Here is a 10,519-nt window from a genome sequence, read left to right as displayed (position 1 = left end):
TAAAATCAAACTATTCAGAGCAAACCTCAGAGGGGTTGCAGACAAGAAGTTCTTCTTATTCCGTATTGCAAAACTATATGCATATCCCCACTAAATTTCTACTGAGCTAATTTTAGGTGTAAATATAACTGTCTTTTTATCAATCTATAAGTATAAATTTTAAAGAAAAAGCGAAAGAAAGACGAGAAAAAGTTTGCCAGTTTATAAAAAAGTACTACCTTTGCACTCGCAATCGCGGAAGTAGCTCAGTTGGTAGAGCATAACCTTGCCAAGGTTAGGGTCGCGGGTTCGAGTCCCGTCTTCCGCTCGAGAAACGGCAAGTGGCCGTGGATTTTCAAGTCTGAAGCATGCCCAGGTGGCGGAATTGGTAGACGCGCTCGTTTCAGGTGCGAGTGGTTTTGCGATCGTGCAGGTTCGAGTCCTGTTCTGGGCACTACGTAAAGATGCGTAGGTGGTGGAATTGGTAGACACGCTACTTTGAGGGGGTAGTGCTGGTTACAGCGTGTGAGTTCGAGTCTCATCCTACGTACATTTGTTTAATCAACTATCAGATGTGTGAGGTCTGTATAACCATTAGGAATGAGGTGGTTGTGCAGGCTTTTTATTTTGCGCCATGGCGAGGAAGAAGAAGAGTATATTGAAAAGTACACCCCATAAGGCAAGGAAGAAGAAGGGCGCGGGTGGGATGTCTCGCGTAGTGGCTCCGTTGCGGAGTCTTTTCTATGGAGCTTGTTTTGTGGTAGTGGTTGTGGTGGGCGTGTTGTATGTCTATCAGTCGGTATCTGCGTATCTGGCGGAGCATGGAGGGCGTCTTGGGGGGATTTCTCTCTCGGATGGGGTGAAATCTCTGGGGGAGGTTCGTGTTCCGGACGCTCAGGTAGGAGAGAAGCGGCAGGCGGATTCGTCGGGCGGGGTGCCTGGGGAGTCGGTAGCGGAGGCGGGTTTTCCGCGGGGCGCCGAGTTGCCTGTCTGCTTGCGTCCGGTGACGGAGCAGGTCATACACCACGAGGGGTACACCGTATCCTATAACTCCGATTATCGCGTAGCGAACTGGGTGGCCTACGGGCTGACCAGGGAGGAGGCCAAAAGCAAGCGGGCGGAGCGTTCTAATAAGTTTGTTAGGGACCCGGACGTCCGCGGGGCGTCTGCCGAGAACGGCGACTATACGCGGACAGGCTATGATCGGGGGCACTTAGCTCCGGCGGGCGACATGAAATGGTCCATCAAGGCGATGCGCGAATCCTTCTACCTGAGCAATATCACCCCGCAGAAGCCGGGCCTCAACCGGGGCATCTGGAAGGACTTGGAGGAGCAGTGCCGTCTGTGGGCTATGGATAGCGGGATGTTGTTGGTGGCTACGGGCCCGATACTCTCTCCCGATCTGAAGCGGCTCGGAAAGAACCGCGTCGCCATCCCGAAGCGCTTCTACAAGGTACTCTGTATGCAGTGGAACGGTCGTTACGAGGCAGTCGGGTTCCTGTTCGAGAACCGGGATTACGACGATACGCGCCTCTCCAGTTTGATGATTCCGGTCGATAGCGTCGAGCGGGTCACGCAGATGGATTTCTTCCCGGCCTTGCCCGATGCGGTCGAACAGCCCATGGAGGCGGTAGTTCACCCCGAGGCGTGGTCGTTTTAATAAGCAATCAAATGAACATGTACACGGATTTAGTCAATAAAAGAAAGACGTTGGCCCTGGTGGGACTGGGCTACGTGGGACTGCCAATTGCCGTTGAGTTTGCGAAAACACTCTCGGTAATTGGCTTTGATATTAATGAGGAGCGCCTCGCGCAGCTGCGGGCGGGCGTAGATCCAAACGGGGAGCTGCCGGCGGAGGCCTTCGTGGGGACGGACCTGCGCTTTACTTCGTCGGTCGAGGCATTACGGGAGGCGTCGTTTTACATCATCGCCGTCCCGACCCCCATCAACGCGCACAACGAGCCGGACCTATCGCCCCTGCTCGCCGCGACGCGCACGGTCGGGAGCGTACTCAGTCGGGGAGATGTGGTAGTCTATGAGTCTACCGTCTACCCCGGCTGTACGGAGGAGGACTGCGTCCCCTTGCTCGAGCAACTTTCGGGCCTCAAGGCGGGCGTCGACTTCAAGTATGGGTACTCGCCCGAACGCATTAATCCGGGAGACCGCGTGCATACGCTCCGCAACACGGTCAAGATTGTATCCGGGTGCGACGAGGCGGCGGCGCGCGACATCCGCGATGTGTACGCGCTCGTGGTCGATGCCGGGCTTCACCTGGCCCCCTCGATCCGCGTCGCCGAGGCCGCCAAGATCATCGAGAACACTCAGCGGGACGTGAACATCGCCCTTATGAACGAGCTCTCCATTATCTTCGACCGCATGGGCATCAATACCTACGACGTGCTGGAAGCAGCCGGGACGAAGTGGAACTTCCTGCGCTTCTCGCCGGGGCTGGTTGGCGGTCATTGCATCGGCGTCGACCCGTACTATCTGGTCCACAAGGCGAAGGAGCTGCAATACCACCCGAAGATGATTAACTCCGGCCGCTTCGTGAACGACTCCATGGGGCGGTATATCGCCAAGAAGATCGTCAAGCGCGTCCTCCTGCTTGGGAAGAACATCCTCCGCGCCCGCGTGCTCGTGATGGGCATCACCTTCAAGGAGAACGTCTCGGACATCCGGAATTCGAAGGTAGTCGATATGATTCACGAGTTTGAAGACTTTGGCGCGGTGGTCGACGTGGTAGACCCGAAGGCATCACCCGCCGAGGTGGAGCGGACTTACGGCCTGCCCCTGCTCAAAGAACCGGCGGGGCCGTATGACGCCATCGTGGTGGCCGTCGCGCACGACGAGTATCGCGCGCTCGACGAGACCTACTTCCGCTCCCTCGCCCATGGGCAGGCTGTCTTGGGAGATATCAAGGGTATCTACCGCCACCATATCCAGCAGTTGGATTATTGGAGCCTGTGAGGTGGGACTACACAATCGAATCTATACCTATATATAATAGGGTAATTTTAGGTGCCCGATGGGGTAGTCAAAACTGCCCGCGCGGGTAGCTGAAATTGCCCGCGCGGGTAGCGCCGACTATCCGCGCGGGTAGCAATCACTACCCGCGCGGGTAATAATTGCTACCCGCGCGGACAATTTTTTGTGCCTGCGCGGGTAATATTTTTCGTATCATCGAAAAAAAAGTCTTGTTTGCGCGAACATTTCCAAACAACCGCTTGTTTACTTACAAAAACCCGATTGTATAATAAAAAATAGGTTAGCTTATGAATTTAAATTACAACTTGGTTAAGCGGCAAAACCCAGCCGACCTGGAGAAGAAAAGCATGCTGTGGTACGCGGCTCCTGCCTATCGCGGGGTGAAAGATGAGGACGAGACGGCGCGAGAGGCTACGGTAGATACTACGATTTCGAAGGCGGAATTCAAGCACGTCATGGAGGTGGCAAGCGAAAAGCTCATACCGTCTATCCTGAGCGGAATCTCGGTTACGATCGGCAAGATAGGGAAGCTCCGGATTTCATTCGGCAGTGAAGGTGTAGAAAATATGGCGGACTTCGACCCCCAGACGATGATTAAAAACGTGAAGTTTATCTTTACGCCCTCGTCTGAACTCAAGAGCTCGCTCACGAACCTGAGCTTTGAGCTGGCAGGCATCGTAGAGGACGGGGTGAAGTATGGCACCAAGCAGTCGTACATGAAGGCCAAGGGAATCTTGCCCGACGGCTCGACTACGGAGCAGGCCATCCAGAGCGGGCGCGACGGGGCTACGGGGGCAGAAAACTCTACTGCCACGCGCGGGGGCGATTACATCGTGAAGGGGCCGGGCATCATGGCCTTGGGAGAAGATGGCGCGGCCGACTGGCGCGTCGGGCTCACCAGTTCGATGGAGACCACCACTTACGCAGAAGTGATTTCTACCAACACGCCCAACCTGGTCATCTTCACCGTCCCCAACGACCTGACCGAGGACACATACACGCTTACCATCGAGACTTATTACAGTCCGACCGGCACGCGCAAGGAACCGATTACCCTCACAGCTCCCTTCACCCTTACATTAGTATAATAATAGAGCAGGGGCCGGCGGCGGAAAGAGAGGCAGGCGCGAGGAAATCAAAAACTTCGCGCTTTCCGGCCTCTTAGGGTCTGTTCGATTTTTCTATTTGGACAAAAAGTTGTATCTTTACGGGCTGAAAACAACGGACAGGTATAGTAGTATGGCTATGGATAAGGAAGCATTGGAGACCGGCACGATATCCGTCTGGGGCGCGCGGGTACATAATTTGAAGAATATAGACGTAGAGATTCCCCGTAACGCGCTGACGGTTATCACGGGAATGAGCGGTAGCGGCAAATCGTCGCTGGCGTTCGACACGCTATTTGCCGAGGGGCAGCGGCGTTATATAGAGACCTTTTCGTCGTACGCGCGCAACTTCTTGGGGGGCATCGAGCGGCCGGACGTAGATAAAATCACGGGTCTGAGCCCAGTCATCTCCATCGAGCAGAAGACCACGAATCGAAGCCCCCGCTCTACGGTAGGGACTACGACCGAAATCTACGACTTCCTCCGCGTACTCTATGCCCGGGCGGGCGAAGCCTTCTCCTACGAAAGCGGAGAACGGATGGTAAAGTACACCGAAGAGCAGGTCGTCTCGCTGATACTCGAAAAGTACAGCGGGCGGAAAATCTACATCCTCGCGCCCGTCGTACAGAAGCGCAAAGGACATTACAAAGAGCTATTTGAATCGCTCCGGAAACGCGGGTACCTGAACGTGCGCGTAGACGGAACCCTGCAAGAGATACGGTATGGCATGAAGCTGGACCGCTACAAGATACACAGCATCGAGGCGGTGATAGACAAAATGCGCGTGTCGGAGAGCGACCAGCGGCGGCTGACCGAGAGCCTGAAGCTCGCTATGCGCCTGGGCGAAGGCATGGTTATGGTGCTCGACGCCGAGAACGAGGGGATACGGCACTTTAGTAAACGCCTGATGGACCCCCTGACCGGTCTCTCGTACAGCGAACCCGCGCCGCATAACTTCTCCTTTAACTCCCCATACGGAGCCTGCCCCAAATGCAAGGGGCTGGGCATGGTGAACCGGCTGGACATGGACAAAATCGTCCCCGACCCCTCGCTCAGTATCTACCAGGGAGGCATCCTGCCGCTGGGGAAATATAAGAAAAGTTTGATATTCTGCCTGATCGAGTCGCTCTGCACGAAGCGGGGCTACTCCATCCGTATGCCGATAAGCGAACTTCCAGAGGAGCTTATAGACGAAATCATGAACGGGACGGAGGAACGGCTCCGGCTGGAGGCGGACGTCACCGGGTATGTACAATACCTCACCTACGACGGCGTGGCGAAATACATCCGCATGCAGCAGGAAGAAGAGGCCACGGCCGCCGCGCAAAAATGGGCGGGGCAGTTCGTGAAGATGGATGTCTGTCCCGAATGCCACGGCTTGCGGCTCAACCGCGAAGCCCTGTGCTACCGCATCTGCGGGAAGAACATCGCCGAGCTGGCCAGTATGGACATCTCGGAGCTAAAGGAGTGGCTCGACGGCTTGGAAGCGAAGCTCGGTGACAAACAACGGCGGATAGCCACCGAAATCCTTAAGGAAATCCGCGCGCGGCTGAACTTCCTCTTGGACGTAGGCCTGGATTACCTCTCGCTCAACCGCCCGTCGGGGAGCCTCTCCGGCGGGGAGAGCCAGCGCATACGGCTTGCGACGCAAATCGGTACTGAGCTGGTGAATGTGCTCTACATCCTCGACGAGCCCAGCATCGGGCTGCATCAACGTGACAATATGCGACTGATAAACTCGCTCAAACACCTGCGCGATATCGGAAACTCGGTCATCGTGGTGGAGCACGACAAGGATATGATGCTGAACGCAGACTATATCGTCGACATGGGCCCGCGCGCCGGGCGCTTAGGGGGCGAGGTCGTTTTCGAAGGTACACCCGCGGAGATGCTCCAGACCCACACCCTGACGTCGGACTTCCTCAACGGGGCGACCGAGATAGCCATCCCGAAGACACGGCGGCAGGGGAACGGGCAGACGCTCGTCCTGCGCGGAGCGTCGGGCAACAACCTCAAGGACGTAGACGTCTCCTTCCCATTGGGGACGTTCATTTGCGTGACAGGCGTATCCGGCAGTGGCAAGTCTACGTTGATAAACCGTACCTTGCAGCCCATCCTGAGCCAGCGTTTCTACCGGTCTATGGAAGAGCCTTTGCCCTACCGCGCCATCGAGGGCATCGAACACATCGATAAGATAGTCAGCGTGGACCAGTCGCCCATCGGACGCACGCCACGCAGCAACCCCGCGACCTATACAGGTGTATTTACCGATATCCGCAACCTCTTCGTCGAGTTGCCCGAATCGAAAATCCGCGGATACAAGCCAGGGCGCTTCTCGTTCAACGTATCGGGCGGACGGTGCGAGACCTGCAAAGGAAACGGATACAAGAACATAGAAATGAACTTCCTGCCGGATGTGCTCGTCCCCTGCGAGGAGTGCCACGGCAAACGCTATAATCGGGAGACGCTTGAAGTACGCTATAAGGGGAAATCCATTGCCGACGTGCTGGACATGACCATTAATATGGCAGTAGAGTTCTTCGAGAACGTGCCGGCGATTCTGAGCAAGATCAAGGTCCTGCAAGACGTAGGACTGGGGTATATCCGCTTAGGACAACCCTCGACTACCCTATCGGGTGGGGAGAGCCAGCGGGTAAAGCTCGCCACCGAGCTTGCCAAGCGAGACACAGGCAAAACCCTGTATGTGCTCGACGAGCCGACCACGGGGTTGCACTTCGAAGATATTCGAGTGCTGCTCGGCGTACTGAACCAGTTGGTAGACAAAGGCAACACGGTGATCGTCATCGAGCATAACCTGGACGTTATCAAGTGTGCCGACTACCTGATAGACATGGGTCCGGAAGGAGGCCGGCGAGGGGGCGAGGTCCTCTTCACAGGTACGCCCGAGGCCCTGGCCAAGAAGAACATCGGGTGCACGGCGCCGTTCTTGCGCGAAGAGTTAGGCATGAAAGGATGAAAACAGAGTTACGAACAAGAAGAAATACAGCGAGGAAAGATGGACGATACCTATAAGACAATCACCGCCCTGGCCGAGGGATATTACACCGAGAAGCGGAGCCGCTTCATCTCGTATGCCATCCCCGTGCGGACGGTCGACGAGGTAAAAGCGCAACTCGCCCGGTACAGGAAGGAATACTACGACGCGCGGCACGTCTGCTGGGCCTATATGCTTGGGGCAGACCACAAGACCTTCCGCGCCAACGACGACGGGGAGCCCTCCTCGACCGCAGGTAAGCCCATCCTCGGACAGATAAACTCGAACGAGCTGACGGATATCCTGGTGATAGTAGTCCGCTATTTCGGCGGGATTGAGTTAGGGACCAGCGGACTGATTGTAGCCTACCGCACGGCCGCAGCCGAGGCCATAGCTGCCGCCACCATCGAGACGCGGACCGTAGACGAAGACATCACCGTCGCCTTCGAGTATCCTTTCCTGGACCGTATCATGCGGATTGTGAAGGAAGAGAACCCCGTCATCCTCTCGCAGCGCTTCGAGATGGATTGCGAAATGACATTGCGTATCCGGAAAAGCGAGGCCGGCCGGTTGCGCGCACGTCTGCAAAAAGTAGAAACGGCCTACCTGAAAGAAGAAGAATAACCCATGCTAAAGAAGGAGGAACAAGATATGGACAAGCCAAACTACGACTTAAGTAACTTTCAAAATTCGTTCGAGAAGGTGAAAGGGCGTATCCACGTGCTGGAGCGCAGCGTACCGGTCGAGGTCCAAATGGAATACTTCCGGGCTTCCAAACGTATGCGGCGGACGCGCGACGAAAACAATCGCGCAAGCGACGAAGAGTGCGAACAGTGGTATGCCGAACTCTGTGGGACAGCCGACACCTTCCTGCCGCTCAGCATCGAGGAACGCAGGCAGTTGCTCCTACAGCTGGCCAATTCCCGCAATCCCAAGGCATTTAAATGCTTGAAACAATACGTGGAGAACGACTCAGACCCTGCCACGCTCGACTGGGCCTACCTGGCCCTGATGGACATCCAGATTGCGCTGGAGTCTGAACTCTCCGAGGAAAAACAGATTTATATTGCCACAGGACTGGGCGGCAAGGGCGAGAAGTTGCGCTTCTATGTGCTGATGGTGTCGAAAGGACGGAAACCCTTTGAGGAATACCAGCGGAACATCATCGAACGGGAGTTCGGGTACTACTTTCCCAAAGTAGACTGCGAGATTGAAGAGCTGCACATCAGCGTGGACTACGTCGAGCTGTTGTTGCTGATGCCCATCCGCTCCAATATCCAGCAGATACTGACGAAGATTATCATAGACTGCAACGAATATGGCGATTTCCTATCGACTGTCTACACGATTACGAACGTCGAGAAATTCACCCAAGCGGAAATAGAAGAGGTTTTAGAACGGCATGAAAATCTGGAAACAGGCGATTAAGTATGGGATTGTAGGCGCGGGCAATACGCTGATTACGGCTGCAGTCATCTGGGTGATGCTGAAAATAGGAGGTTGCTCGGCGGTGATGTCGAACGTAGTCGGGTATGCAGCCGGTGTTTTGAACAGCTTCATTTGGAACAAGCAATGGACGTTTCAGAGCCATGCAGGATGGCGTAAGAGCGCGGTTCGCTTCGGGGTAGTCTTCGCGGTGTGCTATCTGCTCCAGCTGGCACTCCTGTTTGTGCTGGAGGCGGTGCTGCCCATCGATACCTATTACAACCAGCTGATTGCGATGGCGTTCTATACGGTGCTTAATTTTATACTGAATAAGATTTATACATTTAAAGAATAAAAGAAAGATGGCAGAGGGAACTCGAAATACGGGAGTACGGCGTGCGTCGAAACCGAAGACTGTGGTGGTGCCCGAGATGGGGCGGATGCAGCCGCAAGCACGCGAATTGGAGGAGGCCGTCTTGGGCGCGTTGATGCTCGAGAAGGATGCTTACTCGATTGTTAGCGAGATATTAAAGCCGGAGTGTTTCTATGAGAAGGCGCACGAGCTTATCTATTCCGCGATTGTGGATTTAGCCGTCCAGCAGCATCCCATCGATATGATGACCGTGACGGAACAACTCCGCAAGCGGGGCGATTTGGAGCAAGTCGGCGGCGCATACTATATTGCGCAACTGACATCGAAGGTGGCCAGTAGCGCGCATATCGAGTATCACGCCCGCATCATTGCCCAAAAATACCTGGCGCGAGAACTGATTACTTTCTGCTCTCAGATACAGGGGAAGGCGTTCGACGAGACGACTGACGTGGACGACCTCATGCAGGAAGCGGAAGGCAAGCTGTTCGAAATCTCCCAGCGGAACGTGAAGAAGGACGCTACTCAAATCAACCCCGTTATCAAGGACGCCCTCGCGATGTTGGAAAAGGCCGCGAATCAGAAAGAGGGACTCAGCGGTCTGCGTACCGGCTTCGAGGGACTGGATAAGATTACCTCTGGATGGCAGAACTCCGATTTGGTGATTATCGCAGCCCGCCCCGCCATGGGAAAGACGGCGTTTGTGCTTTCTATGGCGAAGAATATGGCGGTCAATTTCAATATACCCGTGGCATTATTTTCGTTGGAAATGAGTAATGTCCAGTTGGTGAACCGTCTGATTGTGAATGTGTGCGAGATTCCGGGCGAGAAAATCAAGAGCGGGCGATTGGAGAAGTACGAGTGGGAGCAGCTCGATTTCAAGATTCGAGAACTCTACGATGCCCCGATTTACATCGACGACACGCCCAGTCTTTCGGTCTTCGAACTTCGTACCAAAGCGCGTCGTCTGGTGCGCGAGCATGGCATCAAGTGCATTATCATCGACTACTTGCAGCTGATGAACGCCAGCGGGATGAACTTCGGAAGCCGCGAGCAGGAGGTCAGCATGATTTCTCGTTCGCTCAAAGGATTGGCAAAGGAATTGAATATCCCGATTATCGCCCTTTCCCAGTTGAACCGTGGCGTGGAGAACCGTCAAGGCGCAGAGGGAAAGCGTCCGCAGTTGGCCGACCTTCGCGAGTCGGGCGCGATCGAGCAGGATGCCGATATGGTTTGTTTCATCCATCGTCCGGAATATTACAAAATTACGGAAGATGAGCGGGGTAATTCTCTGGTCGGGCTAGCCGAAATCATCATTGCCAAGCATCGTAACGGTGCGACGGGCGATGTTCGCCTCCGCTTCAAGAGCGAATTTGCTAAGTTTATGAATATCGAAGACGATATTCCGGTGCAGGAGGTGCGCGTAGGCAAGGAGGCACTTCCTGCAGTTTCTTCGTCGGCTTCCGAACCTATTCCCATCCCGACAATGAACAACAATGATTTTCCATTTTAAGTCTGTTTTTTTTGCGCCGCGAAATCGCGCGGCAAAAATATCATCAGATTCTTTTGCGTCGCGAAATCGCGCGGCAAAAATATCGCTTGATTCTTTTGCGTCGCGAAATCGCACGGCAAAAATATCGCTGGATTCTTTTGCGTCGC

At 54.9% G+C, this 10,519-nt stretch carries 8 protein-coding genes and 3 tRNA genes; all 11 read left to right on the top strand.

Annotation, left to right across the window (positions count from 1 at the left end):
* The first annotated feature begins 234 nt into the window (after positions 1-234).
* The 11 genes from B5F77_RS06270 (at position 235) to dnaB (ending at position 10,373) form a co-directional block, all read left to right on the top strand.
* Positions 235-307 (top strand) — tRNA-Gly (locus tag B5F77_RS06270).
* A 42-nt stretch (positions 308-349) separates the two neighbouring features.
* Positions 350-433, top strand: a tRNA-Leu gene (locus B5F77_RS06265).
* Between the two features lie 12 nt (positions 434-445).
* Positions 446-529, top strand: a tRNA-Leu gene (locus B5F77_RS06260).
* Positions 530-613: 84 nt separating this feature from the next.
* On the top strand, positions 614-1,639 hold the full coding sequence (locus tag B5F77_RS06255; RefSeq protein ID WP_087329061.1) for a DNA/RNA non-specific endonuclease: 1,026 nt from the start codon (positions 614-616) through the stop codon (positions 1,637-1,639).
* 17 nt (positions 1,640-1,656) lie between these two features.
* Positions 1,657-2,946, top strand: coding sequence for a nucleotide sugar dehydrogenase (locus B5F77_RS06250; protein ID WP_087329059.1), 1,290 nt, complete (start codon positions 1,657-1,659; stop codon positions 2,944-2,946).
* A gap of 305 nt (positions 2,947-3,251) precedes the next feature.
* Positions 3,252-4,052 (top strand): DUF4469 domain-containing protein, encoded by an 801-nt coding sequence (locus B5F77_RS06245; protein WP_087329057.1) that lies wholly within the window; start codon positions 3,252-3,254, stop codon positions 4,050-4,052.
* A 151-nt stretch (positions 4,053-4,203) separates the two neighbouring features.
* Positions 4,204-7,047, top strand: coding sequence for an excinuclease ABC subunit UvrA (uvrA, locus tag B5F77_RS06240; RefSeq protein WP_087329055.1), 2,844 nt, complete (start codon positions 4,204-4,206; stop codon positions 7,045-7,047).
* A gap of 39 nt (positions 7,048-7,086) precedes the next feature.
* On the top strand, positions 7,087-7,689 hold the full coding sequence (locus B5F77_RS06235; RefSeq protein ID WP_087329053.1) for a YigZ family protein: 603 nt from the start codon (positions 7,087-7,089) through the stop codon (positions 7,687-7,689).
* Positions 7,690-7,692: 3 nt separating this feature from the next.
* Entirely contained in the window at positions 7,693-8,493 is an 801-nt protein-coding gene (locus B5F77_RS06230; protein ID WP_239445753.1) for a hypothetical protein, read from the top strand.
* Positions 8,468-8,845, top strand: coding sequence for a GtrA family protein (locus tag B5F77_RS06225; protein WP_087329051.1), 378 nt, complete (start codon positions 8,468-8,470; stop codon positions 8,843-8,845). Before B5F77_RS06230 ends, B5F77_RS06225 begins: the two co-directional genes overlap by 26 nt.
* Positions 8,846-8,852: 7 nt before the next feature.
* Positions 8,853-10,373 carry a replicative DNA helicase gene (dnaB, locus tag B5F77_RS06220; protein ID WP_239445752.1) on the top strand — a complete coding sequence of 507 codons (1,521 nt, stop codon included), beginning with the start codon at positions 8,853-8,855 and terminating at the stop codon, positions 10,371-10,373.
* The last annotated feature ends 146 nt before the right edge of the window (positions 10,374-10,519 follow it).

Source organism: Parabacteroides sp. An277 (assembly GCF_002159645.1).
Lineage (GTDB): Bacteria > Bacteroidota > Bacteroidia > Bacteroidales > Tannerellaceae > Parabacteroides.
Note: the sequence above shows the minus strand (reverse complement) of the source record. Positions and strands in the feature narration are given on the sequence as shown.